Origin of the sequence: Janthinobacterium sp. PAMC25594 (assembly GCF_019443505.1) — a bacterium.
Lineage (GTDB): Bacteria > Pseudomonadota > Gammaproteobacteria > Burkholderiales > Burkholderiaceae_D > Janthinobacterium.
This window is the reverse complement of record NZ_CP080377.1, coordinates 2,006,909-2,033,320: the sequence shown is the minus strand read 5'-3', so window position 1 is coordinate 2,033,320 and position 26,412 is coordinate 2,006,909. Positions and strand designations below refer to the sequence as shown.

Annotated in this window: 25 protein-coding genes; 12 read left to right on the top strand and 13 right to left on the bottom strand. The window is 63.0% G+C overall.

The window, feature by feature from the left end:
* Positions 1 to 10: 10 nt before the first annotated feature.
* Positions 11 to 829 (bottom strand): hypothetical protein, encoded by an 819-nt coding sequence (locus KY494_RS09000; protein WP_219890678.1) that lies wholly within the window; start codon positions 827 to 829, stop codon positions 11 to 13.
* Between KY494_RS09000 and KY494_RS08995 the strand changes: the two genes are divergently transcribed.
* Positions 823 to 1,479, top strand: a complete 657-nt coding sequence (locus tag KY494_RS08995; protein WP_219890677.1) for a tetratricopeptide repeat protein — start codon at positions 823 to 825, stop codon at positions 1,477 to 1,479. The two genes, KY494_RS09000 and KY494_RS08995, sit on opposite strands and share 7 nt — an antisense overlap.
* Here the strand turns inward: KY494_RS08995 and KY494_RS08990 are convergent.
* The 7 genes from KY494_RS08990 to KY494_RS08960 all read right to left on the bottom strand — a co-directional run bounded on the left by KY494_RS08990 (position 1,466) and on the right by KY494_RS08960 (position 10,658).
* Positions 1,466 to 2,443, bottom strand: a complete 978-nt coding sequence (locus KY494_RS08990; RefSeq protein ID WP_219890676.1) for a ribonuclease Z — start codon at positions 2,441 to 2,443, stop codon at positions 1,466 to 1,468. The genes KY494_RS08995 and KY494_RS08990 overlap by 14 nt on opposite strands.
* Before the next feature lie 46 nt (positions 2,444 to 2,489).
* Positions 2,490 to 3,989, bottom strand: a complete 1,500-nt coding sequence (locus KY494_RS08985; protein ID WP_219890675.1) for an amidohydrolase family protein — start codon at positions 3,987 to 3,989, stop codon at positions 2,490 to 2,492.
* A gap of 174 nt (positions 3,990 to 4,163) precedes the next feature.
* Complete coding sequence (fdhD, locus tag KY494_RS08980) at positions 4,164 to 4,994, bottom strand: formate dehydrogenase accessory sulfurtransferase FdhD (protein ID WP_219890674.1); 831 nt, start codon at positions 4,992 to 4,994, stop codon at positions 4,164 to 4,166.
* Positions 4,995 to 5,008: 14 nt separating this feature from the next.
* Positions 5,009 to 5,929: a bestrophin family protein gene (locus KY494_RS08975; RefSeq protein ID WP_219890673.1), complete on the bottom strand. Its 921-nt coding sequence runs from the start codon at positions 5,927 to 5,929 to the stop codon at positions 5,009 to 5,011.
* A 12-nt stretch (positions 5,930 to 5,941) separates the two neighbouring features.
* Entirely contained in the window at positions 5,942 to 6,922 is a 981-nt protein-coding gene (locus tag KY494_RS08970; RefSeq protein WP_219890672.1) for a cytochrome d ubiquinol oxidase subunit II, read from the bottom strand.
* Between the two features lie 30 nt (positions 6,923 to 6,952).
* A complete protein-coding gene (locus tag KY494_RS08965; RefSeq protein ID WP_219890671.1) occupies positions 6,953 to 8,332 on the bottom strand; it encodes a cytochrome ubiquinol oxidase subunit I in 1,380 nt (459 codons plus the stop codon).
* Positions 8,333 to 8,345: 13 nt separating this feature from the next.
* A complete protein-coding gene (locus KY494_RS08960) occupies positions 8,346 to 10,658 on the bottom strand; it encodes an FdhF/YdeP family oxidoreductase (protein ID WP_219890670.1) in 2,313 nt (770 codons plus the stop codon).
* Positions 10,659 to 10,824: 166 nt separating this feature from the next.
* On the opposite strand from KY494_RS08960, the gene KY494_RS08955 reads away from it, so the two are divergent.
* Together KY494_RS08955 and moaA are read left to right on the top strand one after the other, a co-directional pair.
* Positions 10,825 to 11,097, top strand: coding sequence for a helix-turn-helix domain-containing protein (locus KY494_RS08955; protein WP_219890669.1), 273 nt, complete (start codon positions 10,825 to 10,827; stop codon positions 11,095 to 11,097).
* A gap of 114 nt (positions 11,098 to 11,211) precedes the next feature.
* A complete protein-coding gene (gene moaA / locus KY494_RS08950) occupies positions 11,212 to 12,294 on the top strand; it encodes a GTP 3',8-cyclase MoaA (RefSeq protein ID WP_219890668.1) in 1,083 nt (360 codons plus the stop codon).
* A gap of 18 nt (positions 12,295 to 12,312) precedes the next feature.
* Here moaA and KY494_RS08945 read toward each other — a convergent pair whose 3' ends face one another.
* Entirely contained in the window at positions 12,313 to 13,734 is a 1,422-nt protein-coding gene (locus KY494_RS08945; protein WP_219890667.1) for a PLP-dependent aminotransferase family protein, read from the bottom strand.
* A 158-nt stretch (positions 13,735 to 13,892) separates the two neighbouring features.
* On the opposite strand from KY494_RS08945, the gene KY494_RS08940 reads away from it, so the two are divergent.
* From KY494_RS08940 to KY494_RS08925, 4 genes are all read left to right on the top strand, one after another.
* Positions 13,893 to 14,855 (top strand): Dyp-type peroxidase, encoded by a 963-nt coding sequence (locus tag KY494_RS08940; protein WP_219890666.1) that lies wholly within the window; start codon positions 13,893 to 13,895, stop codon positions 14,853 to 14,855.
* 58 nt (positions 14,856 to 14,913) lie between these two features.
* Positions 14,914 to 15,297, top strand: coding sequence for a hypothetical protein (locus tag KY494_RS08935; RefSeq protein WP_046682396.1), 384 nt, complete (start codon positions 14,914 to 14,916; stop codon positions 15,295 to 15,297).
* 268 nt (positions 15,298 to 15,565) lie between these two features.
* Positions 15,566 to 17,401 carry a lipid A export permease/ATP-binding protein MsbA gene (msbA, locus tag KY494_RS08930; RefSeq protein ID WP_219890665.1) on the top strand — a complete coding sequence of 612 codons (1,836 nt, stop codon included), beginning with the start codon at positions 15,566 to 15,568 and terminating at the stop codon, positions 17,399 to 17,401.
* Between the two features lie 307 nt (positions 17,402 to 17,708).
* On the top strand, positions 17,709 to 19,040 hold the full coding sequence (locus KY494_RS08925; protein WP_219891539.1) for an IS4 family transposase: 1,332 nt from the start codon (positions 17,709 to 17,711) through the stop codon (positions 19,038 to 19,040).
* Between the two features lie 11 nt (positions 19,041 to 19,051).
* Here the strand turns inward: KY494_RS08925 and KY494_RS08920 are convergent, their stop codons facing one another.
* A complete protein-coding gene (locus KY494_RS08920; protein ID WP_219890664.1) occupies positions 19,052 to 19,447 on the bottom strand; it encodes a hypothetical protein in 396 nt (131 codons plus the stop codon).
* 77 nt (positions 19,448 to 19,524) lie between these two features.
* Here KY494_RS08920 and KY494_RS08915 point away from each other — a divergent pair, with 77 nt between their 5' ends.
* From KY494_RS08915 to KY494_RS08905, 3 genes are all read left to right on the top strand, one after another.
* Positions 19,525 to 20,658, top strand: a complete 1,134-nt coding sequence (locus KY494_RS08915; RefSeq protein WP_219890663.1) for a toxin-antitoxin system YwqK family antitoxin — start codon at positions 19,525 to 19,527, stop codon at positions 20,656 to 20,658.
* A 27-nt stretch (positions 20,659 to 20,685) separates the two neighbouring features.
* Positions 20,686 to 21,477 (top strand): toxin-antitoxin system YwqK family antitoxin, encoded by a 792-nt coding sequence (locus KY494_RS08910; protein ID WP_219890662.1) that lies wholly within the window; start codon positions 20,686 to 20,688, stop codon positions 21,475 to 21,477.
* Between the two features lie 124 nt (positions 21,478 to 21,601).
* Positions 21,602 to 22,051 carry a MarR family winged helix-turn-helix transcriptional regulator gene (locus KY494_RS08905; RefSeq protein WP_258194759.1) on the top strand — a complete coding sequence of 150 codons (450 nt, stop codon included), beginning with the start codon at positions 21,602 to 21,604 and terminating at the stop codon, positions 22,049 to 22,051.
* On the opposite strand, the gene KY494_RS08900 is transcribed toward KY494_RS08905, so the two are convergent.
* Together KY494_RS08900 and nhaR are read right to left on the bottom strand one after the other, a co-directional pair.
* Positions 22,041 to 23,384 (bottom strand): chloride channel protein, encoded by a 1,344-nt coding sequence (locus tag KY494_RS08900; protein ID WP_219890660.1) that lies wholly within the window; start codon positions 23,382 to 23,384, stop codon positions 22,041 to 22,043. The two genes, KY494_RS08905 and KY494_RS08900, sit on opposite strands and share 11 nt — an antisense overlap.
* A 115-nt stretch (positions 23,385 to 23,499) precedes the next feature.
* The gene (gene nhaR, locus KY494_RS08895; RefSeq protein WP_219890659.1) at positions 23,500 to 24,399 is read right to left on the bottom strand and encodes a transcriptional activator NhaR; all 900 of its coding nucleotides are present in this window, start codon (positions 24,397 to 24,399) and stop codon (positions 23,500 to 23,502) included.
* Positions 24,400 to 24,556: 157 nt separating this feature from the next.
* On the opposite strand from nhaR, the gene KY494_RS08890 reads away from it, so the two are divergent.
* A complete protein-coding gene (locus KY494_RS08890; RefSeq protein WP_308836424.1) occupies positions 24,557 to 25,519 on the top strand; it encodes a TerC family protein in 963 nt (320 codons plus the stop codon).
* A gap of 64 nt (positions 25,520 to 25,583) precedes the next feature.
* The gene (locus KY494_RS08885; RefSeq protein ID WP_219890658.1) at positions 25,584 to 25,985 is read left to right on the top strand and encodes a TerB family tellurite resistance protein; all 402 of its coding nucleotides are present in this window, start codon (positions 25,584 to 25,586) and stop codon (positions 25,983 to 25,985) included.
* Positions 25,986 to 25,991: 6 nt separating this feature from the next.
* Here the strand turns inward: KY494_RS08885 and KY494_RS08880 are convergent, their stop codons facing one another.
* Positions 25,992 to 26,345 carry a YnfA family protein gene (locus KY494_RS08880; RefSeq protein WP_219135713.1) on the bottom strand — a complete coding sequence of 118 codons (354 nt, stop codon included), beginning with the start codon at positions 26,343 to 26,345 and terminating at the stop codon, positions 25,992 to 25,994.
* Positions 26,346 to 26,412: the final 67 nt, after the last annotated feature.

Here is a 26,412-nt window from a genome sequence, read left to right as displayed (position 1 = left end):
AGTGAAGGATTTAATCCCACGGTTTGCGCATGATGTGCGCGTGGCGCTGCCAGTCATAGGCTTTGGTATGTTCGATGGCCTGCTGGCCGGGATTGTCGCTATCGATGATTTCATCCTTGACGAGTATCAAGTCATTCTTTTCATTCAAACGATATTCCCGATAGCGCTCGCAATCCTGCTCGCGCCGGGCGATGGTAATTAATTTGCTGGCCTGCCAGGCATAGCTGTCTTCATAAAAGCATTGCGCCGCGCAGCCGCAATTGGCGATGCCGCCTGCGATTCCTTGATCGGCGATGCTGATGTCCAGATTCGGAATCGCCGACAACGGTTTGTTGAAACTGTATTGTTTTGCTTGCGCATCCCACAGCCATACATCGGAACAGCGGATGCGCCCCTGGCTATCCGTGTAACCGGTCACCCACAGGTCGGCATGGCCGTCGAAATTCATGTCCAGCAGCAGCGCATGCAAATTGCCCGTGCCGCTGCTGCTGCAGCTGCCAGCGATCCAATGCTTGCCGATTTTCAGCTGGTAAGTCTGTTTTTCATCGTGATTGACATAGCGGATATCGGCCGCTTGCCGCACCTTGCCTGTCGCGGCTTTATCCAGATGCAAGGTGGCGCCATAAGCGGAGGTGGAAAGCAGGGATAAAAGCAGAACAATCAATTTCATGGCGTTATTCTTGGGGCACAATGTCCCGATTGCATCAGGCGGAGAATGATCATAACGCAGGATTTGGGCAATGCGCCACACGGTTCCTATCGTGCATTCTGTGTGGAACAGTGCTGTGTACAATGCCCAAAAATCCCCGATAAGGAATTCTGATGACATCCTCTCCCGAATCTTTGAATGAAGCGGGCATCCTCGCTTATAACGACGGCAATCATGCCGAGGCCTTTAAACAATTCAACGCCGCCGCCGCGGCTGGTGATCCCGCCGGACAGCATTTGCTGGCCAGCCTGTATTGCCAGGGCCATGGCGTGACGCAAGACATGCCGAAAGCGGTGGACTTGTTCACGGCGGCCGCGCAAGCGGGTTTTCCCCCGTCGCTGGCCAATTTGGCACTGATGTATGCGAGCGGCGATGGCGTCGCGCAAGACATGGCCCAGTCGCTGGCCTACGGGCGCCAGGCGGCCGAGGCGGGCGATGGCCAGTCGCAATTCAATCTGGCGCAGGCTTACCGCAAGGGCGATGGCGTACCGCAAGACTACGCCGAGGCGGCGTTCTGGTACAAGCAGGCGGCCGAAGCCGGCTCCCTTTCCGCGCAGAATGAATACGGCTTGCTGTACGCGCAAGGACAGGGCGTGGACCTCGATTACGTGCAGGCGTATGCGTGGATCGCCATGCCGGCCGAGGCGGGCAGCGCGCAATCGGTCAAGAACCGCGACCAGTTGCTGGAAATCCTCACGCCCTCACAGCAGCAGGCGGCGCGCGCGCTGGCGGCCGAATATGCGGCGCAGTATGGCGTCAATCCCCACTAGATTTCTTTGCCGGCAGCCTGGCGAGCAGGCCTGTCGCATCGAGTTCATAGCTGTCGAAATCGCGCGCCAGGAACAGTTCACCCGAGTAATGCAGCCGCGCTTCCGCTTCCAGCTCGGCCATGCCGTCCGCATTGTGATAGCGGGCGCTGAAGTGCGTTAAAATCAGATTGGGCAGGCGCACCGCTTCGGCGAACTGCGCCACGCGCTGCACCGAACTGTGCGTGGGGCCGGGGCCGACCTTTTGCAGCATGGCTTCCGTGTAGGTGGCTTCATGCACGAGCAGTTGCGCGCCGGCGCAGGCGTCCGTCAGTAACGACGGCGTGTCGTTGTCGCCGCCGATCACCACCGTGGCGCGCTGCGTTTCCGTCTGGCGGAAAGCGGCGGCGCGCAAGACCGTGCCATCGTCGAGGATCGCATCCTGGCCCGCCTGCAAGAGTCCCCAGGCGGGGCCGGGCGGCGCGCCGGCCGCCTGCAGGGCCGCCTTGTCCAGCTTCCACCTGCTCGTTTCCAGCGCAAAACGGTAGCCCACGCTCGGGGCGCGGTGCGACAGCGCGTGGCGCGAGATGGTCAAGCCCGCTGCTGCATGCACGACTGGCGCGCTGTCCACGTCGATGTGGATCAGCGGGTACGTCAAAAATAGTTCCGTGTGCAGCAGGGTGGCGTCGATCCAGGCCTTGATGGGGGCCGGGGCGATCAGCAGCAGGGGTTTCTTGCGCCCCGTCATCGAGGCGCTGGCGAGCAGGCCCGGTAGTCCATAGCTGTGGTCGCCATGCACGTGGGTGATGCAGATGCCCACCAGGTCGTGCACGGACAAGGGCAGGCGCTGCAGCCGGTGCTGCGTGGCTTCGCCGCAATCGATCATCCACCAGTCGCGGTTGTGCGTGGTTTGCAGGGCCAGCGACGTGACGTTGCGGTGGCGCGTGGACACGCCGGAAGACGTGCCGAGAAAAGTCAGTTTGAACATGCCCGCATTATGCGGCAGGCGTGCCCGCTTGCCAACGCCGCTGGCCTCAGCCTGCCAGCTGCTCGCCCAGTTTGTCCTTGTAGATGCGGCCGTTTTTCATGATCAGGAACAAGCTTTCCTCGGGATGCGCGAGGAAATCGAGGTTCTTCGTGGGGTCGCCCTCGGCCACCAGCAAGTCGGCCAGGGCGCCTGCCGCCAGGCGGCCCAGGGCGCCGGGGTAGGGCGCGCGCTGGCCGGACAGGGCCAGCAATTGTCCATTCTGCCCCGTCGCCTGCGCCAGCAGGGTCAACGGATCGTAAAAGCGCATGAGCTTGGCCAACTGGCGGCCTTGCGTGGGCGTGTTTTTCGCGTTGAACAGGATATCCGTGCCCCAGCCCGTCTTGATGCCGTACTTTTGCGCCAGCGCATACGCCTTTACCGTGCCTTCCGAGACGATCCTCTGGCTGGCCTTGCGCACCGCATCGGGGTAGACATTCGCATCCGCATCTTGCAGGAAAGGCTGCAGGCTCCACCACGTGCCCGTGTCGCGCATCATGCGCGCGGACTCGTCGTCGGCCAGTTGGCCGTGCTCGATGCTGCGCACGCCCGCGCGGATGGCGCGCTGTATGCCTTTCGGCGTGTACACATGGGCCATCACATACGTGCCCCAGTCGGCGGCCGCTTCCACGCCGGCGCGCAGTTCGCGTTCCGAATACTGCGTGCTGTCGAGCGGATCGTACATCGAGGCGACGCCGCCGCCGGCCATCATCTTGATCTGCGTCGCGCCCAGCATCAGTTGCTCGCGCACGCGGCGCAGCACTTCCGCCTCGCCATCGGCGATCATGGCCACGCCCATCGATTCCACCATGCTCAAAGGCGCATTCGCCGCGCGCGGGATATCGGAACGCATGCGGAAGTCGCCATGGCCCGAGGTTTGCGAAATCATGGCGCCCGAGGGAAAGATGCGCGGGCCGTCGACGATGCCTTCATCGATGGCGCGTTTTAATGCAAAGGCGGGGCCGCCAGGATCGCGCACGGAGGTAAAGCCCCGCAGCAGGGTGCGCCGCGCTTCCTGCGCCGCCACCAGGTACAGATAACCGACGTCGGACGTCATGGCCGTCACCTGATTGATGGCGGCCAGCATGGTGTGCCAGTGGGCATCGATCAGGCCCGGCATCACCAGCTTGCCCTGGCAATCGATCACTTGCGCACCCTCGACTTTCTCGCCGGCCGGCGGCAGGGCGGTAATGCTTGCCCCCGTCACCAGCACATTGACACCCGAACGGGGCGCCTTGCCCGTGCCGTCGAACAGGCGCAGATTGGTCAACAGCAGGGGACGTTCGGATGTCTTGGGCTGCTGGGCAATGGCGTTGCCCGTGGACAGGCCGAGGCCGATGAATGGCGCCAGCATGGCAGCCGTGCCACCGAGAAATTGTCGGCGCCGCATGTCCGCCATCACCCGCTGGTGCAGGATGGTAAAGACGGTGCCGCCGCAATCGCAGGCGCGCGGTTTCAAGCCGCCCGTCTGCCAGGTTTCCGCCAGATGCTGTTCTTGTGCCAGGGCCATCGCGCCATCCTTTCATCGCTGCCGCGCCAGGAGCGTGGCAGCCGGCAAAGTTAATGATTAGAAACTATTGCCATAGAAAGCCGCCAGCGTGGGCAAGTCAAGCGTGCACTTGCTTTACGGAAAAAAATGTAGCATCGGCTTGCCAGACGGTACGCTTGCCCCGTTTTTCCTCCGTCAAGGCGGCGGCGCGTCGCCGGCCGTGTAGTCGACAAAGCCGTCGCGGCGGCAAAAACTGGCCAGTTGCATGCCGGCCTGGCGCGCGATGCGGATGGCTAGCGAGGTGGGGGCGGAGATGGTGGCGACGAGCCCGATATGCATGCGCGCCGACTTGCGCACCAGTTCATAGCTGGCGCGGCTGGACAGGAAGACGAAGCCGTCGTGCATGGCGATGCGGTGCAGCGCCAGATAGCCGATCAACTTGTCCAGGCCGTTATGCCGGCCCACGTCCTCGAACACTTTGACCACCGCGCCCTCGGCCGTGCACCAGGCGGCCGCGTGCACGCCGCCCGTCTTGTGCATCAGTTCCTGGTACGGCAGCAGTTCCCGCGCGGCGCGCCCGATGATGGCGCTGCTGGCAACCAGCGGCGGCAGCGGTCGCGTGATCTTTTCCGGCACCAGGTCCAGCAGGGCCAGGCTTTCGATGCCGCACACGCCGCAACCGGTGCGCCCCGTCAGCGCGCGGCGGCGGGCCTTGAGCTTGATCAAATCGGGCTGCGCGATGGTCAGCCGCACTTCCGCGCTATCCGCGCCGCAACATACATCGAGGTCGTAGATGTCGCGCACGCTGCCGACGATGCCTTCGGTCAAGGTAAAGCCGACGGCGAATTCCTCCAGGTCGCGCGGCGTGGCCATCATCACCGCGTGCGCGATGCCGTTGTAGACGAGGGCCACGGGATATTCCTCGGCCACCATGTCACGGCCCGCCGTGGCCACGTCCCCCTGGTGGCGCACCATGGGCACTTCCAGAAATCCATCGCGCTCGATGGTGGTGATGTCGCATTCCATGATTTTTCCTCCGGTTAATCGATCTGATAGCGCGGGCAGGGCCGGATCGAGGGCGGCAGCGGCTCGCCGTTCAATTCCAGCAGCGAACGTTCCGTTTCCCGCGTCATGGCGTTCAGGGCCAAGCAGTTGGGCGCCAGGCCGAACGGTTCGGCGATCTGCTGCGCGATGGCTTCCAGCGCAAACAGGGTGTAGGCGACAAACACGGAAATGAGGGGCGTGGCCACGCCGATGGCGTCCACCAGGCCCAGCGGCAGTAAAAAACAGTACATGTAGACGGTGCGGTGCACCAGCACGCCATACGGATACGGAATCGGCGTGTTCTTGATGCGCTCGCAGCCAGCCACGGTGGCGGCCAGGTCATTGAGCTGCGTGTCGAGCATCCACAGCAGCTGCGTCTGTCCCGGCTGGCGCTGCACGGCCTCGTGCAGCATGGCCCGCACCGTATGCAGTACGGCGACGGGCTTGAAGACGATGCCCTGCAAGCGCTGCACTTCCTCGGCCGGCAGGTAGCGCGCCAGGTCTTGCTGCGGGTCCGTCTGGCGCAGCTGATGCTTGAGCGCATACACGAAGGCGATCAGGCGGCGCAGCAGCAATTCATGGTCCAGGCCGCTCGTTTCTTGTGGCAGATACGTGAGCGCCTGTGACGCGAGGGCCCGCGCGGCGATCAGCAATTGCCCCCAGATATGCCGCGCCTCGACGAAGCGCGCATAGCTGGCGTTGTTGCGAAAGCCGAGGAAGATCGCCAGGCTGATGCCGACCATGGGGAACGGCGCCGTATCGAGCGGAATCTTGACGCCGAAGATGCGGCCATCCGTCAGCAGGGCCAGCGAACTGACGACCAGCATCAGCAGCAACTGCGGGATGATGGCTTGCAGCACGGAGCCGTTCCAGACGAACAGCATGCGGAACCAGTTGGTAGTAGGCCGAATGATCATATTGGATGCCGCTCAATGCTTGCGGGGCACGACTTTGCCCTCGAAGACGTAGTATTGGAACAGGTTGTAGCCGATCATGATCGGCAGCATGGAACCCATGCCGATCAGCATGAAGATCAACGTCGGCTCGTCCGATGCGGCCGCCGCGATGCTCAGCTTGCCCGGCACCAGGTCGGGGAAGAAGCTGATGGCCAGACCAGCGAACGAGGCCAGGAACAGCACGATGGCGCCGCGGAACGGTCCGCGCACGCCGTTCACGTGCACGGCCCACAGGATGTAAATAAAGGCGCTGGCGGCGATAGCGGCCAGGGCCAGCAGCACGCCGAACACGCCAGGCTGCGCCCAGCGGTCGTGGCCGATGGCGCTGAAGACCATGGTGCCGGCCGACAGCACGATGGCGGCGGCGACAGTCGCCAGCACGCTGGCCGTCGCATAGCGGCGCGCCGCCGCTTCCAGCTGGCCGCCCGTCTTCTTGATCAGGTAGGTGCTGCCCAGCAGGCAATACCCGGCCACGACGCCCAGCGCCGTGCAGGCCGTGAAGACGCCGCTCAGCGGCCCAGGCTGCAAGCCCGTGATGACTTCGCCCAGCACCACGCCTTGCGCCACGGCGGCCAGCAGGCTGCCTACGCCGAAGATCAGGTCCCACAGGCGCTTGTTGCCGGCCGCATGGCGGAACTCGATCGAGGCGCCGCGCATGATCAGACTGGCGATCAGCAGCATGATGGGAATGTACAATCCTTCCAGCAGGGTGGCGTAGGCGCTGGGAAAGGCGCCGAACAGGGCGCCGCCCACCACCACCAGCCAGGTTTCATTGGCGTCCCACACGTGGGCTATCGACTGGAAGATCAAGTTGCGTTCCTGCTCGCGGCCGGTGAACAGGCTGAGGATGCCCACGCCCAGGTCGAAGCCGTCCGTGACCACGTAAAACACCAGCATCAGGCCGATCAGGCCGAACCAGGCATTGCCCAGCATGGCATGCGAATTGATATCCATTACATACTCCTTGATTGATGGGGGCGCATTTCAATACCCCACGGCATGGGCGGCGTCCGGCAGCGGCAGCGCCAGGTCCGGGCCTTGTTGCAACCATTTCCTGGCGAACACAAAAAACGCAAGGAACAGCACGATGTAAAACACGCAGAACATCAGCATGCTGCCGGCCACGGCATGGGCCGACACGTCGGAGACGGCGTCGCGCGTGCGCAGCAAGCCGTACACGACCCATGGCTGGCGTCCCACTTCGCGCACGATCCAGCCGCACTCGACGGCGATATACGGCAGCGGTATCGTCAGCACCCAGGCCAGCAGCAGCTTGCGGTTGCGCACGAACTCCTGCACCCGCCCACCCACCTTGCGCCAGGCCACGAAGGTCCAGAACGCCAGCAGCACGAACCACATGCCGATGCCGGCCATGGCGCGAAACGCGTAGTACAGCAGCGGCAGCATGGGCGGCTGGTCTGCGCGGGCGATGTCGGCCAGGCCCGTGATCTTGCCCGTGGCGCTATGCGTGGCGATCACGCTGAGCATGCCGGGCACTTCGAGCGACCAGTCATTCTTTTGCTCGGCCTGGTTGGGCCAGGCCAGCAGGGACCAGGCCGCGCCCTCGCCATCGGGATTCGTGTGCCAGTGGCCTTCGATGGCCGCGCCCTTGGCGGGCTGGGTCTTGAAGACGTCGACGCCGCTCGAGTCGCCGAGCCACACTTGCAACGGCGCGATGACCAGCAGCAGCATCAGCGCCAGCTTGAACGAGCGGGCGAAGAAGGCCGGCTCGCGGCGCTTGAACATATACCAGGCGGAAATGCCGGCGATGACGAACAAGCCAGTTTCCACGGCGGCCACCCACATGTGGCCCACGGCCCAGGCCATGTCGGGATTGAAGATGGCGGCCACGTAATCGGTGACGATGATCTTGCCATCGACCACGCGCACGCCGGCCGGCGTCTGCATCCAGGAATTGGCGACCATGATCCAGAACGAGGAAATGCTCGACCCTAGCGCCACGATGCCGGTGGCAAACAGGTGCACGCCCTTCGGTACGCGGCCCCAGCCGAACATCATGACGCCGATGAAGCCCGCTTCCAGCATGAAGGCCATGGCGCCCTCGAAGCCGAGGATGTTGCCGATGAACTGGCCGGAATGGTGCGAGAACGGCGCCCAGTTGGTGCCGAACTGGAATTCCAGGGGAATCCCGCTGACGACGCCGACGGCGAAGTTGAGCACCAGCAGCTTGCTCCAGAAGCGCGCGTGGCGGTAGTAGACGGGGTCGCTGGTGCGCAGCCACAGCGCCTCGACGACGAACAGGAACAGCGACAGGCTGATCGTCAATATGGGCCACAAAATGTGGAAGATGGCCGTCATCGCAAATTGCGCGCGCGACAGGTCCAGGGTATCGAAACCGAACATGGCGTTCTCCTGATCAGCTGAGGGCGGCCGAAGGCGACAGCAGTACGGGGATGGATTTGAAGGTCGGCGTGCGCGAACCGTGGCCCACGCTGTCCAGCGGCACCAGCGGATTGGTTTCCGGGTAGTAGGCGCCGATGCAGCCGCGCGGAATGTCGTACTCGACCAGCAGGAAGCGGTCGGCGCGGCGTTCGATGCCGTCATGCCACACGCCGATCAGGTCGACCCAGTCGCCGGCCGCAAAGCCCAGCATGGCCAGGTCATCCTTGTTGATGAAGACGACGCGGCGCTGGCCGAATACGCCACGGTAGCGGTCGTCCATGGCGTAGATCGTCGTGTTGTACTGGTCGTGCGAACGCGTGGTCATCAGCACCATCAGGCGCTCGCCATATTGCTGTCGCGCACGGTGGATCGGCGTGTCCAGTTCCACGGCGTTGACGAGGAATTGCGCCTTGCCGCTCGGCGTCTTCCAGACTCTTTCACGTGAGGCGATTTCCAGGTGGAAGCCGCCCGGCTTGGCTATGCGCAAGTTGTAATCGAAAAAGTCATCGAATACTTGCTCGATGGAATCGCGCAGCAGCGCATAGTTGCCGGAAAAGCGCAGCCAGTCGATCTTTTCGCTGCCGACGGTCGCCTGCGCCATGCCGGCCACGATGGCGATTTCCGAGCGTAGATTGGGCGAGGCGGGCTGGTTCATGCCGAACGAGATGTGCACCATGCTCATCGAGTCTTCCACCGTCACGCCTTGCGCCACGCCTTGCTGCACATCGATTTCCGTGCGGCCCAAGGTGGGCAGGATCAGCGCATCCTTGCCGTGCACGAGGTGGCTGCGGTTGAGCTTGGTGGCGATATGCACGGTCAGGTCGCACGAACGCAGCGCGTCCCAGGTGCGCGGCGTGTCCGGCGTGGCCATCGAGAAATTGCCACCGAGCGCGACAAACACTTTCACTTTTTTCTCCAGCATGGCGGCGATGGTGCCGACGGCGTCATAGCCGTGGTGGCGCGGCGGCTCGAAGTTGAAGACCAGGCCCAGGCGGTCGAGGAATTCCTTGGTCGGCTGTTCCTCGATGCCCATGGTGCGGTCGCCCTGCACGTTCGAGTGGCCGCGCACGGGGCACAGGCCCGCGCCGCGCTTGCCGATATTGCCGCGCATCATCATCAAGTTCGACAGAATTTGCACGGTGGCCAGCGAATTCTTGTGCTGCGTCACGCCCATGCCCCAGGTGGCGATGACGGCCTTGCCTTTGACATAGATCTGCGTCAACTCTTCGATCTTGTCGCGCGCCACGCCCGATTCGGCGATCAGCAAGTCCCAGCTTTCCGCGCGCAGGTCGGCCGCGAAGGCGTCGAAGCCGCTCGTGTGTTCGGCGATGAAGGCGCAGTCGAGCACGCGCTCCTGGCCGTGGGCGATGGCGTCGTCATCGAGCTCGACGACGCGCTTGGCCATGGCCTTGATCAGCGCAAAGTCGCCGCCCAGAGTCGGGCAGATGAACAGCGAACAGATGTTCGTGCTGCCGCCCGTCAGCATTTCCAGCGGGTGCTGGGGGCTGGTGAAGCGTTCCAGGCCCCGTTCGTGCAGCGGGTTGATGGAGACGATGACGGCGCCACGGCGCGACGCTTCGCGCAATTCGCCCAGCATGCGCGGGTGGTTGGTGGCCGGGTTCTGGCCGAACAGCAGCAGGGTGTCCGCATGCTCGAAATCGTCCAGCAGCACCGTGCCCTTGCCGATGCCGACCGTTTCCGGCAAGCCACGGCTCGTCGCTTCATGGCACAGGTTGGAACAGTCGGGGAAGTTGTTCGTGCCGTAGGCGCGCACGAACAGTTGATACAAAAAGGCCGCTTCGTTGCTGGCGCGGCCAGACGTGTAGAAGGCGGCCTGGTTCGGGTCGTCCAGCGCGTGCAAGTGGTGCGCCACGAGGGCGAAGGCGTCGTCCCAGGCAATGGCCTGGTATTTGTCGCTGGCCGCGTCGTACACCATGGGGTCCGTCAAGCGGCCATGTTGTTCCAGGTCATAGTCCGACTGCTGCATCAGTTCGGTGACCGTGTGTTCCTGGAAAAACTCGGGGCGCACGCGCTTGCTCGTCGATTCGGCGGCCACGGCCTTGACGCCGTTTTCGCAGAATTCGAACGTGGACGCGTGTTCGCGGTCGGGCCAGGCGCAGCCGGGACAGTCGAAGCCGTCGGGCTGGTTTTGCTCGAACAGCGAACGGTAGTTGCCTGCGCTGACTTTTTCCTTGAACAGATTGATGGCCACGTACTTGAGGGCTCCCCAACCGGCCGCGGCATGGGTGTAGGGCGCGATGCGCGCGTCGGACTTTGGCTTGCTCATGATGACTCTCCTGGTGATATGCGATGGGACAATCACATGGTAGGGGCGGCGGACCTCCCCGTAGGCGCACAGTTCCGGACAAAAAAACAGAGTACAGATGGCAAGACGACGATGCCGGTCGCGCCGGCGCCGGCCGTGATTTATGATGTGGACAAGGAGAAAAAACATGCACAAGGAAGAAGGGATCGACGCGGCGCTGATAGCGCTGCTGGCGCTGCTGTGGCAAGCACGGCAGGAGGCGCCGGAGAAACCGTGGTCGCTGGCCAAGCTGGCCAAGCGGGCAGGGGTACAGATGAGTACTTTGCTGCGCCAGCTCAATGCGCTGTCCAGCGCGGGATTGGTGGTGGTCGCCGCGGCGGAGAGCGGCGGCGGCAGCGCATCCCTGAGCGCGGCGGGCGCGCAGCTGTGCGCCAGCATGTTCGCGCCGCCTGCGCAGTAAGAGCACAGTCCGGCGCGTCTGTACTCTATCGGCTGGCGCCGGACTGTACCTCTTTGCCTGCCCCCATTCGTCTTATGCTACATCCTGACGTATGCCTATCGAGGGGAAGCAACAATGAACACCATCCTGTATCCGCAGCCAGCGCTCCGGCAGCCAGACTATTTTGAGCCCTGCGTGGACATGCTGGGCCGCCCCCTGACGGACTTGCGCATTTCCGTCATCGACCAGTGCAATTTCCGCTGCACCTATTGCATGCCGGCCGAGCTGTACCCCAGCGATTACCCGTTTCTGCCATCGAGCGAGCGCCTGTCCTTCGCGCAGATCGAAACGATGGCGCGCGCCTTCGTGCGCCTGGGCGTCGATAAAATCCGCATCACGGGCGGCGAGCCGCTGCTGCGCAAGAACCTGGAACAGCTGATCGAGATGCTGGCGAGACTCACCACGCCGGACGGGCGCGCCGTGGGCATCGCGCTGACGACCAACGGCAGCTTGCTGGCGGCCAAGGCGCGCTCGCTGAAGGATGCGGGCCTGGAGCGGGTCACCGTCAGCCTCGACAGCCTGGACAACGGCATATTCCAGCGCATGAACGGCGTCGACTTTCCCGTCGAGAAAGTGCTGCACGGCATCGAGGTGGCGCAAGCCGTGGGCTTGCATCCCGTGAAGGTCAACATGGTGGTGCAGAAAGGCGTCAACGATAGCCAGATCGTGCCGCTGGCGCGCCATTTCCGCCACACGGGCGTTATCCTGCGCCTGATCGAATTCATGGACGTGGGCGGCATCGGCGCCTGGTCGCGCACGCATGTCGTCACGTCGGACGAAGCGCGGGCGCTGATCGCCGCCGAATTTCCCCTCGTGTCGCTGGGCGAAGGCAAGCCGATCTTGCACGAGACGGCCAGCCGTTATAGTTACCTCGATGGCGGCGGTGAAGTGGGCTTCATTTCCAGCGTGTCGCAGCCGTTCTGCGGCGACTGCAGCCGCGTGCGCGTCTCGTCGGACGGCAAGCTGTTCACCTGCCTGTTCGCCCACGACGGCCTCGACCTGAGGCCCCATCTGGATACCGAGCAAGGGCTGGAAACCGTGCTGCGCCGGCACTGGCAGCGCCGTGGCGACCGCTACTCGGAAGTGCGCGGCGCACTGGCCCAGGTGGGCGGGCGCAAGCAGTATCCCACCGTGCGCATGTCGCTGGTGGGCGGGTGACGGGACTGCGTGGAGTGGCTACAGGAATTCGGTGATAAGTTTGCCGAGCAGGATGATCGCCTGTTCCACGCCCACGCTCCACGGATAGCTGTAATTGAGGCGGATGCAATGTTTGTAGGCCTGGCTGACGGAAAACATGCGCCCCGGACCCACCGTGATCTTGCATTCCAGCGCGCGCCGGTACAGCTGAATGGAGTCTATGTCGCCGGGCAATTCCACCCACAGCACGTAGCCGCCCTGCGGGTGCGAGATTTTCGTGCCAGCGGGAAAGAAGCGCTGCACGGCGGCCGCCATGATGCGTGCCTGCTGGGCGTAGGCCTTGCGGGTGCGGCGCAGATGCTGTTCGTAGCCATCGTTTTGCAGGTATTCGGCGATGGCCAGCTGGGGAAACGAGGACGTGGCCAGGGTGTTGAGGAATTTGAGTTCCTCCACCTTGCCCCGATAGCGCCCGGCCAGGGCCCAGCCCACGCGCTGGGCCGAACTGAGGCTCTTGGAAAACGAGGAACAGTGCAGCACCAGGCCCTTGCGGTCGTAGGACTTGAGCGAGGACGGGTGGGCGTCGCCGTAATACAGTTCGTTGTAGACGCCGTTTTCGATGGCGGGCACGTCGTGCTGCTCCAGCAGCTGGACCAGGGCCCACTTGCGCTGGTCCGACATTTGAAAGCCCAGCGGATTCTGGAAGTTCGGCATCACCATGACGGCGGCGATCGGTTGCCGGGCCATGATGTTGGCCAGCGCCTCGATGCTGATGCCTTCATACGGATCGGTGGAAATTTCCACCACCTTCATGCCCAGCCGTTCGACGGCCATCAGCATGGCATAGAAGGTGGGCGACTCGACGGCGATGGTATCGCCCGGCTTGGCCACCGCTTGCAGGCACAGGTTGATCGCTTCCGTGGCGCCCACGGTGACGATGATTTCGTCGGGATCGACGGCCAGGCCGTTTTCCATGTAGCGGCGGGCGATTTCACGGATCAGCTGCGGGTTGCCCGGCGGAAGGTCGTCCGTCATGTTCCACACGCGGTTGCGGCGCGCCACGGCACCCGCATACTGGTTGATGCGTTCCCAGGGAAACCGCGAAGGGTCGGGGTAGGGCGAGCCCAGCGGAATGGCATCGTGCAAGCCGATCGAGCGCAGGGTCGACAGCACCAGGCGGCTGACGTGCACTTCGGCCGGCACGGGGCTGGGGTGCGACGCCTGCATGCACAGGGACGGCGCGGCCGTATCGCTGGCCCGCTGGCGCACGAAGTAGCCGGACTGGGGCCGGCTTTCGAGCACGCCCATGCTTTCCAGCTTGACGTAGGCGCGCAGCACCGTGGTGATACTGAGCTTGTGCTGCTGGCTGGTCTGGCGCACCGAGGGGATGCGTTCGCCGGGCAAGAGCACGCCCTTGTCCACCAGTTGCTCGATGTCGCCGACGAGCTTTTCATACAATTTCATGCAATGGTTCCATTCTTGATTCTTGCTCTACATCATTGCATTATCGTCCAATTCATGACGACCTATAGTTACAAAGATCGCATGTTGCCTAAATGAAACTACCAACCTGCACTTCTGGTTTAATATCCATAGAGAAAACTAAAAGAGGAACATCTGTCATGGCAATTCCACAAAGCATGCTGTCCGTCGTCGCGCGCGATGAAGTGCATTTGCAGTTCAATGTCAAGGCCGGCGTCGATATGCGGCAGTTGTTCAAGTCGCTCAGTAAATTGTGGGAATCCGAAGTCACGGGCATCCTCGACCCCACCCTGAACCGCCACCATCAGTTGACAGGCGGCACGGCCAATGTGGTGCTGGGATTCAAGCCTGAGCTGTGGCGCGCCGCCTGTCCCGGCGGCGTGCCGGACAACATGGAATCGTTCGCGCAGGATCTCGTGGGCGCCAACGGCAAGACGGCGCCCGCCACCCAGCACGATTTCTGGGTCTGGATCACGCAGTCGAACGCGGCCACCCTGTACGACAGCATGCGCACGACGCTCACTTTGCTGAGTCCCTTCGCCGAGCTGGCCAGCGAACAAGTGTGTTTTCCATATCACAATAATGTGACCTTCGACGGCTTTGCCGACGGCGTCGCCAATCCGAATCCGTTCCGCGCCCACGGCGTGGCCATCATTCCGGACGGCGAGGCGGGTGCGGGCGGCTCCACCGTGCTGCTGCAGAAATGGCGCATGGACGTCGAGCGCCTGCGCGCCTTGCCCGTGCACGCGGCCGAGCAGGTGTGGGGCCGCACCAAGGCCGGCAGCCATGAATTGTCGCCGCTGCCCGTCGATTCCCATGTGGGCCGCAACCAGTTCATCCGCGATGGCGAGGAAGTCGATATCGTGCGCCGCAATGCCAATTACGCCAATGCCGGCGAGGCGGGCGTCATGTTTGTCGGTTTTTGCCGCGATATCACGGTGACCATGGGCATGCTGCGGCAAATGTACGGCGTAGGCTATGATGGCGTCACCAAGACGGACAGGCTGCTGGATTTTTCCACGCCGCTGTCGTCGGCGATTTACTTCGTGCCCAGCATCGATGCCTTGCTGGCCGTGGGTATTTCGCCGGCGGATCCCGGCTAAGGGCCGCCCCGGCGGTTCCCGGTCCTGTCCCTATTCTTTACTTTACAAGGAGTTTTCCATGCGTATTCGTCCCGCCACACTGTTGTCCGCCCTGATCTTCGGCAGCGTCGTCTTCAGCGCTTCCGCTTCCGCCGTCGGCCTGGGTTTCCTGGCCGATACGCCGATGGCCTACCTGAACAAAAACGACAAGCCCGTCTTCGTGAAAGCCGTCACCGACGTGCTCAATGACAAGAAGGATGGCGAAACCGTGCAATGGAGCAATGAAGGCTTGCGCAATTCCGTGCGCATCGCCGCCGAGATCACGGCCAGCGACACGGAAAAGACGGACGCGCAAACTTGCCGCAAGGTGCAGGTGGGCTTGAGCGCCAAGGGCCAGGAACAGACCCTCAAGCTGAAGGTCTGCAAGGCCGGCACGGCCGCGTGGAAAGTGGCGAAGAGCTGATTTTCCGTGCATTGCCCTTGCCGGTTCTGCGCCGGCAAGGTGCGACTTTCGTCTAAGTAGGGCGTGGGAAATTATTGTGAAGTTATGACGAACAGAACCGGATGCTCTGCAAGGCGCCCGCTGCGACGCAGTGCGAGCACTGCTAGCAGCGGGCAACACCGCAGAGCGTCGGTTATGGAAGTCAGAAATCACAATAATTTATTGCGACCTACTTAGGTAAGTCTGGCAGCGGTTAGAATCACGCTTTACCCTCACTTTTCCCAACTACATGCAGCAAAGTCGCCTCCTGTTCTTCCGCCTGGCCGGCCAGTTTCGCCGCTATGGCGCCATCGTTGCCGCTACCTTGCTGGCCGTGGGCGTGGCGTCCGCCACCGATGTGTTGTTAATCCGCCAGTTACAAAACGTCGTCGATGCCATGCGCACGACGGCCAGCGAGCAGGTCGCGCCCGTGTCCGGCGTGATGGGCATGCTGCAGGGCTGGGTCGACCGTTTCCTGCCCGCGCATGCGGGACAGGTGGACTTGTGGGTCATTCCCGCCACCATCCTGGGCCTGGCCGTGCTGCGCATGGTCTCCAGCTTTGCCGGCGATTACGGTTCCGTATGGCTATCGAGCCGGGTGCAGGCCGATTTGCGCGAAAAGATGTTCGCCACCATCATGCGCCTGCCCAGCCGCTTTTTCGACACCACCACCACCAGCCTGACGCAGTCGCGCGTGGCCTTCGACGCCAGCCAGGTGTCGCAGGCGGGCTTGAACGTGCTCAACGTGATGGTGCGCGATTCCGTCGCCACCATCGGCTATCTGATTTTGCTGTTCAGCATCGATGTGAAACTGGCCCTGTTCTGCATGGCCTCGATGCCCATCGTGGCCCTGGTCGTGACCCTGGCGGGCCGCCGCATGCGCCACCTGAGCAAGAGTTCGCAGCAAGCCGTGGGCGAGCTGACCTCCGTGCTGGACGAAAGCATCGCCGGCCAGCGCGTGGTGAAAATCTTCGGCGGGCAGGATTATGAACAGGCGCGCTTCGTCGACGTCGTCAAGCGCAACCGCCAGCTGGCCGTCAAACATGCGGCCACCTCGGCCATGAATTCCGGCTTCATCATGATGCTCGTCGGCATTACCCTGTCTTCTGTGATTTACTTTGCCATGCTGCGCGCGCAAAGCGGCGCCATCACGCCGGGCGCCTTCGTCGCCTTCATGGGCGCGCTGATGGCGATGCAGTCGCCGATCAAGAATTTAACCAAAATCAATGAGCCGCTGCAGCGTGGCCTGGCGGCGGCCGAATCCGTCTTCGGCTTGATCGACACCCCGCTGGAACCGGACCCGGGCACCATTGCGCCGGCGGCCGTGCAGGGCAATCTGTCCTTGCAGAACGTCAACTTCCGCTACAACAGCGACGATCCCGATGCGCCCACGGCCTTGAGCGAGATTACGCTCGACATCCGCGCCGGCGAAACGGTGGCCCTGGTGGGCGGCTCGGGTGGCGGCAAGACGACCTTGCTGGGCTTGCTGCCGCGCTTCTACGACGTCAGCGGCGGCCAGATCCTGCTCGACGGCGTTGACGTGCGCGACTACGCCTTGCTGGCCCTGCGGCGCCAGTTCGCCCTCGTCAGCCAGGATGTGATTTTGTTCAACGACACCATGGCGGCGAATATCGCGTATGGCGACCCGGCCCCGGACCAGGACAGAATCGAAGCGTCGGCGCGCGCCGCCTACGCGCACGACTTCATCATGCAGTTACCGCAAGGCTACGCGACCCAGGCGGGCCAGAACGGCTCGCGCCTGTCGGGCGGCCAACGCCAGCGCCTGGCGATCGCGCGCGCCCTGTACAAGGACGCGCCGATTCTGCTGCTCGACGAAGCCACCAGCGCGCTCGATACGGAGTCGGAGCGTTCCGTGCAGGCGGCGCTGGAAGTGCTGATGCGCAACCGCACCACCATCGTCATCGCCCACCGCTTATCCACCATCGAAAACGCCGACCGCATCGTCGTCATGCAGGGCGGGCGCCTGGTGGAGTCGGGCAGCCATGCCGCCTTGCTGCGGCAGGGCGGCGCGTATGCGCGGCTGCATGCGAGCCAGTTGTCTCCCGTCAAGAATGGCGCGGCTTAGAGCCTATGCCAGTAGGGAGCGTCTTCTGCTGGCAGTTCATCAGGAGCGCTGACAAGGCGTGAGGAGGACGCGTGGCGAGCCACGCGACGACGATCAACGCAGTCCCCGCTTATGAGGGGCGCCAGCAGGGGATGTATTCATCTACTGGGGTAGGCTCTTAGAACCACCCCTTTAAAGGTGCGTCGCCACAGATGAAATAAAACCTGCACTCTTTGTAGCAAACATCATCTAACTGGGACAGGAGGAAACTGCCATGATGATGAATGCTGTGGTATCGCACTGCGCAAAAATCAGCCCGCTGACTGTAATGGCAAGGCTGGCGCTGCAACGTGCCCTCGATCCTGCTTGGGTCGATGCACTGTTCGAGCGTGAACGTGGCGCCCAATACCAGAGGGAGCTACTGTTCTCGACGACAGTCGAACTGATGTCCGTGGTCGCAGTTGGGCTGCGGCCATCGCTTCACGCTGCAGCGCAGGCTTACCCTGATTTGCCTGTTTCGGTGCAAGCTTTATATGACAAGGTCAAGCATACCGAGCCGAACCTGGTACGGGCTCTGGTCACCGGCAGCGTCGAGCGCCTTGGAGATGTGATCACGCCATTTTTGCAGGGGAATGCACCGCTGGTTCCGGGTTACCGCACCCGAATCGTGGACGGTAACCATTTGCCTGCAAGCGAAAAGCGGTTGAAGCCTTTACGCGCCTTTCGCGGCGCCGCAATGCCTGGCCAGTCCCTTGTGGTGTATGACCCTGATTCGGGCCTGGTCGTCGATATGGAGCCTTGCGAAGATGCACACTCGCAGGAACGCGCCGTAATGCCGCCGTTACTAGAGCGTTCGCATCCGGGCGACCTGTGGATTGCTGATCGCAACTTCAGCACGCGCATGATCCTGTCCGAATGGGATCGCCGTGGGTGTGCCTTCATCGTGCGTGAGCACGGTCGTACGCCCAATCCGGCACCGCTCGACGAGCTGACATATCGAGGGAGAATCGCGACCGGCGCCGTCTTTGAACAGTGCGTTGCCATCCCTGGAGCTACAGGACAGAAGGTAGCATCACGTCGCATTGAACTGCAACTTTACAAGCCCACTAACGATGGCGAAATGATTCTCCGATTACTGACGAATCTACCAAAAGAGCATTTCAGCGCACGCGCCATTGCTCGCCTATACAGCAAGCGCTGGCGGATCGAGACAATGTTCCAGCGGCTCGAATCGGTCTTGCACAGTGAAGTCAAGACTCTCGGACACCCGCGCGCAGCCTTGTTCGCGTTCGGTATCGCGATCCTGGCCTATAACGTGCTGACTGTCTTGCAGCGCGCGGTAAGCACCGCGCACGACTTGGTTGCCAGCGGCATTGAGCTATCGCCGTTTTATGTGGCCGTGGAGGTACGGGCGCACTATGCCGGCATGGTGATGGCTGTGCCAACCAAAGCATGGCGGCGCTACGACGCCATGTGTGCATCAGAGCTGAGCAAATTACTGCTTCAGATTGCCGCTTACGCCAAACCAAAAACGCTGCGCAAACACCCTCGCGGCCCGAAAAAAACAGTAAAAAAAGGCTACGTGGCCGGCGCTGTTGCGCGACGCCACGTATCAACGGCACGGGTATTAAAAGACGGTGCTGTCAATGTACACCTTTAAAGGGGTGGCTCTTAGAACACGTGAATTTCCTGTAATACCAGCGTGGCGCCCTCCACGCGAAAGGTGGCAGTCAGGTCCGACCAGGCGCCGTTCAGGGGCAGGGAATGACGCACCTCGGCGATCACTATGCCGCCATCCTGGCCGTCCGGGCGCTCGACGCAGCGCTCGTGCGGCGCGCCGCTGGCCTGCGCCGCCGGGGTGACCCGGTAGACCCGGCCATCCGCATACGCTTCCGGCGAACCATACCCTTCGATCACGGCGCGCAACAGCGCCGGCGTCCAGCCGTAATACGCGTCGTGCGCCGTGCGCGCATGGGCGCACGCGTAATCGCCGCGCGCCAGGTCGGCGATCCAGGCGTCGATGATGTCCAGTATCCGGGTGTCGCCGGGGGCGGCGGGCAAGTGCATGGCTTTCTTTCGTGACAGGGGAAAACGTTGCCTTCCTTTATGATGGCAGTCGCAGAATAACATCGCAACGGAACACAATGCACACACCACAGACGACGCGCGCGGCACTGGCCGCACTGCTGGGCATGGCCCTGGCCTTGCCGCTGGCGGCACAGGAACAGCCGGCCGAGAAAACGCCAACGCCAATGCCAACCTTGCAGGAGGAAGACCACAGCATGTATCTGGATGAAAATTTCATGCCCAGCAACCAGCGCGGCGCCGTGTATGCGCTGCGCACGCCGCCCGTGCGCGACGAGGCGCTGGGCGCCTGGCATGTGCGGCTCGAATTTCCCGACACGCCGGGCGTGCTGGCCTTTGAAACCTATGCCACGGATCTCTACCTGAGCCAGATCAAGTTCGTGCGTTTTCGCAAATACTACTACGAGAATGGCCAGCTGCTGCGCGAAACTTATTTCGATGCCCAGGGCGAGGAGCTGCCCGGCGGCAGCGTGTACTTCGAGAATGGCCAGCTCAAGCAAAAGGTGACGCCGCTGCCGAACGGGCGCGACAGCATCTCGGAAACGTATCACGAGAACGGCCAGCTAATGAGCCGCACGCTGTATCACGGCGACGAGATGGCCGATGGCGAGCAGGTGTCGTATGGCGCGAATGGCGCCGTCAGCAGCCGGTCTTATCAACGCAATGGCGAGATGCATGGCGTGCAGGAATCGTTTTATGCGGATGGCAAGCTGTTCCAGCGGGGACAGTTCGTCGATGGCAAGCGCGAGGGCGAGTTTGTCACGGTTGCCCAGGATGGCAGCGTGCTGGCCAGGACCGTCTGGGTGCACGGCCAGCCCGACGGCTGGTCGTTTGAAAGCCATGGCAATGGAAAACTGTCGAACAAGACGCTGTACCAGAAGGGTGCCGTGCTCAGCTTGCAAACGTGGGGACCGAATGGCCGGCCCAATTTTGCGTGGCAGAAAGACGTCCAGGGGCGCGACCACGGCGACACGACTGACTGGCATGCCAACGGCGTGCGCGCCAGCGTGACCCCGTTTGTCGAGGGCCAGCGCCACGGCTTGCTGCAGACCTGGTACAGCGATGGCAGCCTGCGGCAGATCGTGCCGTACGAACACGGCAAGAAGCAGGGCATCGAGCGCCACTGGGACCCTGCCGGCAAGCTGGTGCTGGAACAGGCGTGGCAGGATGGCCAGCCCGTGGCCGCGAAGTAGAGGGATCGCATGCTATATCGACAGACTATGCGGACCATGCGCCTGGCGCTGCTGGCGGCGTTGATTGCCTTGCCGCTGGCGGCGCAGGGCGATACGTCGTTCTATGACAACGGCCAGCTCAAGCAAAAGGTGACCCGGCTGCCGAACGGGCGCGAGCGTATTGTCGAGACTTACCATGCGAATGGCCAGCGGATGAACCGCATCCGCTACCACGGCCAGCAAATGGCCGATGGCGAGTATGTGTCGTACGGTCCGAATGGCAAGGTGAGCAGCCGCGCCTTCCTGAAAGGCGGCAAGATGCATGGGCTGCAGGAAGTGTTTTACGCCGATGGCAAGCTGTTCCAGCGCAGTCATTTTATTCATGACAAGCAGGATGGCGAGTTCCTCACCCTGGCCGAGGATGGCAAGGTGCTCGCGCGCAAGGTCTTGGTGGATGGCGAAGCCGATGGCTGGTCGTTTGAAAGCCATGACAATGGCCAGCTGGCGCAAAAGGCCCTGTACCGCAAGGGCAAGCTGCTGAGCATGCAGAAGTGGGGCAGCAACGGCAAGCCGTCGATCGCCTGGCAGCAGGACGCGCAAGGGCGCGAGCAGGGCGATGTCACGGAATGGCATGACAACGGCGTGCGCGCCCAGGTCACTCCCATGCGCGACGGCCAGCGCCACGGCTTGCTGCAGACCTGGTATAGCGACGGCAGCCTGCGGCAGATCGTGCCGTACGAACACGGCAAGAAGCAGGGCATCGAGCGCCAGTGGGACCCGGCCGGCAAGCTGGTGCTGGAGCAGGCGTGGCGCCATGGACAGCCTGTAACAGGCAGTTAGTCGAGCGCTTCCTTTGCAGGTATCATGCAGGGATTCCGGCCCGCCAGCAGGCGTGAAGCCGGCAGGATAACTGGAGGCAATGGTGGTGGAAGCGGAAGTTTCGGCGGTAGCCCGGGCGCAGGGCATGGCCTTGCAAAACATGCGCGTCGTTATGCGTGCAGCGCAGCGGCACTCGGCGCAGATCGAGAAGCAATGCGGCGTGTCTGGCGCACAATTGTGGGTGATGCAGGAATTGCTGGAGCACCCAGGCCTGCGCATGGGCGAACTGGCAAGCAAGATGTCTATCCACCAGACGACGGCCAGCAACCTGGTCGACGCGCTGGTGAAAAAAACCTATGTGCGCAAGGCGCGCGACCAGCCCGACCAGCGCGTGGTCACACTCACCCTGACGCTGGAAGGGCAAGCCGTGATCGCCGGCGCGCCGCAGCCCGCGCGCGGCCTGCTGCCCAGCGCGCTGGCCCAGCTGGACCCCGACAGCCTGGCGCACCTGAACCAGGGCTTGAACGCCTTGCTGGCCGTGGTCGCCCCAGACGACCGCCAGGCGGGCATGCAGCCGTTTCCGTTTACGATGTAGTATCCCGGCCAACCTGCAACTGCAGCGGCAACCGTTGCAGCTGCAGTTGCGCCAGCGCCCCGTACAGCGGTTCGCTGAGGACGCGCGAGACGGTGCTGGCCACCACGGCGCAGGCCATCAGGCTCAGCACCATGCCGTGGCCGTCGACCATTTCCATGACAATGATAAACGCCGTCAGCGGCGCCTGCGTGGCGGCGGCCAGGAAACCCACCATGCCCAGCGCGATCAGCGCGGGCGCGTGCGGGTAGTGCAGCAGCACGGCGATATCGTGGCCGATGCCGGCGCCGATGGCCAGCGACGGTGCGAAGATGCCGGCCGGCACGCCCGACCACACGGTCAGCCACGTCGCCACATACTTGAAAGCAACAAAGGCGGGCGAGGCGTCGCTGGAACCTTCCAGCATGGCGCGCGTGGCCACGGTGCCGCTGCCGAACGTGGCGCCATGGCTGGCGATGCCGATGGCCGCCACCAGCAAACCGCAGACGGCGGCGAACAGCACGGGCCGGCCTTTTCTCCACGCGGATAACTTCCCCAGCGGATTGCCGCGGGCGGACGCCAGCAGCAGCCGCGCGAACAGGCCGCCGGCCACGCCCGCCACCAGGGTCACGAGTAAACCTGGCAAGGCCAGCGCCAGGCCGATGGGGCCAGGGTGGATGATGCCGAAGTGGGTGGCATTGCCGTGGATGGACACGGCCATCATGCCGGCCAGCACGATGCCGGCCACGATGAGGCCGCTGTTGCGCTGCTCGGGCGAGCGCGAGAGTTCCTCGATGGCAAACATGACGCCCGCCAGCGGCGTATTGAAGGCGGCCGCGATGCCGGCCGCGCCGCCGGCCACCAGCAGGGAATGGGCGCTCACCTGCGAGTGGCGCGGCAGCCAGCGGCGCGCGGCCAGCATCACGCCGGCGGCGATCTGCACGGACGGTCCTTCGCGCCCCAGAGACAACCCTCCCAGCAAGCCGCCCGCCGTCAGGACGATTTTCGCGGCACTGAGTTTCAGCGACACGAACAGCGAACGCTGCTCGGGTGCCACGGCCGGGTCCAGCGTCGCCATCACTTGCGGGATGCCGGAGCCGGCCGCGCCCATGGCGTAGCGGCGCGTCAGCCAGACCAGCAGGGCGGCGCAAGCTGGTGTCCACAGCAGGGCGAACCACCAGGCCTTGCCATTAAAAAAGAGAAACAGGTCCAGCGCTTCCTCCGCCAGCCACGTGAAGCCCACGACGACGAGGCCCGCGATGGCGGCCATGCCGACGACGACGGCGCGCGACCACCACAGGCGCGGGTTGGCAAATTCATGCTTGAAGGCAGAGGGGATGTCGTGCAAGTGCTTCATTGCGGCAAGTCCAGGAAGGGGCGCGCAGGGCGTCGGGGAGGCTTGCCATTATATAGATGTATTTGTTCAAATGTATTCGCGGGGTTTTAATTGTGGAACGTCAGTTGCAGAACTGCTACACGAACAGTTCGTGCCGCGCGCTCTGGCTGATGGCGATGGTGGCGGGGTGGCTCAGCCGGCGTTCCGTGGTAATCGCGTAGACTTGCTCGACGAGGCTGTCGACCCGCCCCAGCGCCACCACGGCGTACTGTTCGCACACCTGGGGCGCGATGACGGTGGGCGCGAAGAACAGGCCGGCGCCGGACTGGCCGAAGGCTTTCATCATGGCGCTGTCGTCGAATTCGCCCACGATGCGCGGATGCAGATGGTTGTCGCCCAGCCACTGCAGCAAGCGCCCGTAAATGGCGAAGTCTTCGCCCGGCAGCAGCAGCGGCGCACCATCGAGGCATAGCGGAAAGTCCCCCGTCAGGGTGGCGGCCAGCGCTGGCGTACCGAACAGGGTCATGCCGCTTTCGCCCAGCAAATGGTTAAAGCCGCGCACGCTCAAATGGGCGGGCATGGGGCGGTCCGCCATGATCAGGTCCAGCCGGTGCACGGCCAGGTCCGCCAGCAGGCTGGCGAGCCGGCCTTCGCGGCAAATGATGCGCAGCGGTTCGGCCAGGCCCAGCGCGGGCGCGACCAGGCGGCAGGCGATCAGTTTCGAGACGGAATCGGCGCAGCCCACGCGGAACGTCGTCGTCGCCGAGCGCGACTGGTCGCGCACGATTTCCAGCAGTTCATCGCCCGTGTTGAAAATGCTTTCTGCATGGCTGAGGATGCGCCGGCCCGTGTCCGTCAATTCCAGCTGGCGCCCGCTGCGGCGGAACAATTCCACGCCCAGGGTGTCGGCAAACTCGCTGAGCTGCCCGGAGATCGATTGCGGCGTCAGGTGCAGCTGTTCGGCCGCGCGCGCGATGCTGCCCGTCTTGGCCACCATCCAGAAATAGCGCAAGTGCTTGAAGTTAAGTGTCGACATGCTTTTCCCTGAAGCTAATACATCGAGTTTTTCGATGTATTCGTCAATTATATTCGATTTGTTCGATGTTTATATTCAGACTATGATGGCTGCTCAATTCATGCAAGGAGAGTGCCATGGGCATCAGGATAGAAACAGACAGTTGCGGAGGCCACCGATGAACGGCCTGGAGAGCATTGCAACGGCACCCATGTGGGCCGGCTTCATCGCCTTTGTCCTGGTGATGCTGGCGCTGGACTTGTTCGTTTTCGGCGGCAACAAGGCGCACAAGGTCAGCGTCAAGGAAGCGGCGACGTGGTCGCTCGTGTGGGTCAGCCTGGCCCTGCTGTTCAACGGCGGCCTGTGGTGGTATCTGAACGGCACGGCCGGACCCGAAATCGCCAACCAGAAGGCGCTGGAATTTTTCTCCGGCTACCTGATCGAGAAAGCGCTGTCGGTCGATAACGTGTTCGTCTTCCTGCTGATCTTCAGCGCCTTCCAGGTGCCGATCCAGTACCAGCGCCGGGTGTTGATTTACGGCGTGCTGGGCGCGATCGTCATGCGCGCCGTAATGATCATGGCCGGCGCATGGGTGGTAAGCGAGTTCAGCTGGGTGCTGTACCTGTTTGGCGCGTTCCTCTTGATTACCGGTATGCGCATGCTGGTGGCGGCCGACTCAGAGCCGGACGTGGCGAACAACCCCTTGCTGCGTTTTGCCCGCCGCCACTTGCGGGTAGCGGACGGCGACCACGGCGAGCGTTTCTTCGTGGCAAAAGGCGGCTTGCGCTATGTCACACCGCTGTTCCTGGTGCTGATCCTGATCGAGGTGACGGACCTGGTCTTCGCGGTCGATTCGATCCCGGCGATTTTCGCCATCACGACGGACCCGTTCATCGTCTTCACGTCGAACCTGTTCGCCATCATGGGCTTGCGTGCCCTGTACTTCCTGCTGGTGGATGTGGCTGACCGCTTCCACATGCTCAAGTATGGCCTGGCGATGGTGCTGGTGTTCATCGGCGCCAAGATGCTGATCATGCCGTGGTACCACGTGCCGGTGGAAGCTTCGTTGCTGGTGGTGGCAGTGCTGATCGTATCGAGTTGCGTGGCGAGCGTGTTCATCACCCGCAGCGACAAAAAGTAAATGCCGTACCGCGCGCCCTGCAATGGCGGGGCGCGCTTTTCAAACTCACAATGGAAGAAACATTATGCGTACGTATGAAACAAACAGTCCCCAGGCAGCGGGACGTATTCTGGCCTTGATGATGGTAGTCGATGGCAACCTGGCCAGCGCCGAGCTGCAAGCCATGCACCGCAGCAAGATCCTCGAGCATATCGACCTGGCGCCGGCCGCTTTTCAACAGTTGCTGCAAGACTTGTGCGACGACATGCTGACCTCGACCGTGCATGGCGCGGTACAGCTGGCCAATGGCGTGATCGACAGCCTGCTCGATGAAATCGATGACCCGGACTTGCGCCGCAAGCTGCTGCAAGCCATGTGGAAGATCGCCGATGCGGACGACTGGCTGGCCGATGGCGAAGCCGTGCTGCTGGCCCGCGCCAGCGCCGTGTGGTCGGCGGAAACGAACTTCCGCGCGCATGCCGGCTGATGCACATCAAGCCGTCTTGTGCCCCATGGCAATGACGGCGGCGCCAGCCAGGGCCAGGCCCACGCCAGCGATGTCCGTCCAGGCGGGCGTGATGCCGTCCACCAGCCACAGCCATCCCAGCGCCGTGGCGATATAGATGGCGCCATACGTGGCATACACCCTGCCGCTGGCGGCTGGATGCAAGGTCAGCAGCCACACGAAGATCAAGAGGCTGATAGCGGCCGGCAACAGCAGCCAGGCGCTGCCCTTGTTGCTCAGCCACAGCATGGGCAGGTAGCAGCCCAGCAGTTCAGCCACGGCCGTGACGGTAAACAGCCCGAAAGTGCGGGCAAGACTGGTCCATTCGATGGCGTCGCTCATGGTGTTCCTGTGATGTGGTCAAGGCGCCATTCTAGCTGCCGGGCTGCCGGCACTGCTATGATCGGGT

Bases quoted from the DNA above. Each gene is read 5' to 3' on its own strand.
- KY494_RS08995 (WP_219890677.1), top strand. From the start codon at position 823: ATGACATCCTCTCCCGAATCTTTGAATGAAGCGGGCATCCTCGCTTAT.
- KY494_RS09000 (WP_219890678.1), bottom strand. From the start codon at position 829: ATGTCATCAGAATTCCTTATCGGGGATTTTTGGGCATTGTACACAGCA.
- KY494_RS08990 (WP_219890676.1), bottom strand. From the start codon at position 2,443: ATGTTCAAACTGACTTTTCTCGGCACGTCTTCCGGCGTGTCCACGCGC.
- KY494_RS08985 (WP_219890675.1), bottom strand. From the start codon at position 3,989: ATGGCCCTGGCACAAGAACAGCATCTGGCGGAAACCTGGCAGACGGGC.
- fdhD (WP_219890674.1), bottom strand. From the start codon at position 4,994: ATGGAATGCGACATCACCACCATCGAGCGCGATGGATTTCTGGAAGTG.
- KY494_RS08975 (WP_219890673.1), bottom strand. From the start codon at position 5,929: ATGATCATTCGGCCTACTACCAACTGGTTCCGCATGCTGTTCGTCTGG.
- KY494_RS08970 (WP_219890672.1), bottom strand. From the start codon at position 6,922: ATGGATATCAATTCGCATGCCATGCTGGGCAATGCCTGGTTCGGCCTG.
- KY494_RS08965 (WP_219890671.1), bottom strand. From the start codon at position 8,332: ATGTTCGGTTTCGATACCCTGGACCTGTCGCGCGCGCAATTTGCGATG.
- KY494_RS08960 (WP_219890670.1), bottom strand. From the start codon at position 10,658: ATGAGCAAGCCAAAGTCCGACGCGCGCATCGCGCCCTACACCCATGCC.
- KY494_RS08955 (WP_219890669.1), top strand. From the start codon at position 10,825: ATGCACAAGGAAGAAGGGATCGACGCGGCGCTGATAGCGCTGCTGGCG.
- moaA (WP_219890668.1), top strand. From the start codon at position 11,212: ATGAACACCATCCTGTATCCGCAGCCAGCGCTCCGGCAGCCAGACTAT.
- KY494_RS08945 (WP_219890667.1), bottom strand. From the start codon at position 13,734: ATGAAATTGTATGAAAAGCTCGTCGGCGACATCGAGCAACTGGTGGAC.
- KY494_RS08940 (WP_219890666.1), top strand. From the start codon at position 13,893: ATGGCAATTCCACAAAGCATGCTGTCCGTCGTCGCGCGCGATGAAGTG.
- KY494_RS08935 (WP_046682396.1), top strand. From the start codon at position 14,914: ATGCGTATTCGTCCCGCCACACTGTTGTCCGCCCTGATCTTCGGCAGC.
- msbA (WP_219890665.1), top strand. From the start codon at position 15,566: ATGCAGCAAAGTCGCCTCCTGTTCTTCCGCCTGGCCGGCCAGTTTCGC.
- KY494_RS08925 (WP_219891539.1), top strand. From the start codon at position 17,709: ATGGCAAGGCTGGCGCTGCAACGTGCCCTCGATCCTGCTTGGGTCGAT.
- KY494_RS08920 (WP_219890664.1), bottom strand. From the start codon at position 19,447: ATGCACTTGCCCGCCGCCCCCGGCGACACCCGGATACTGGACATCATC.
- KY494_RS08915 (WP_219890663.1), top strand. From the start codon at position 19,525: ATGCACACACCACAGACGACGCGCGCGGCACTGGCCGCACTGCTGGGC.
- KY494_RS08910 (WP_219890662.1), top strand. From the start codon at position 20,686: ATGCGGACCATGCGCCTGGCGCTGCTGGCGGCGTTGATTGCCTTGCCG.
- KY494_RS08905 (WP_258194759.1), top strand. From the start codon at position 21,602: ATGGCCTTGCAAAACATGCGCGTCGTTATGCGTGCAGCGCAGCGGCAC.
- KY494_RS08900 (WP_219890660.1), bottom strand. From the start codon at position 23,384: ATGAAGCACTTGCACGACATCCCCTCTGCCTTCAAGCATGAATTTGCC.
- nhaR (WP_219890659.1), bottom strand. From the start codon at position 24,399: ATGTCGACACTTAACTTCAAGCACTTGCGCTATTTCTGGATGGTGGCC.
- KY494_RS08890 (WP_308836424.1), top strand. From the start codon at position 24,557: ATGAACGGCCTGGAGAGCATTGCAACGGCACCCATGTGGGCCGGCTTC.
- KY494_RS08885 (WP_219890658.1), top strand. From the start codon at position 25,584: ATGCGTACGTATGAAACAAACAGTCCCCAGGCAGCGGGACGTATTCTG.
- KY494_RS08880 (WP_219135713.1), bottom strand. From the start codon at position 26,345: ATGAGCGACGCCATCGAATGGACCAGTCTTGCCCGCACTTTCGGGCTG.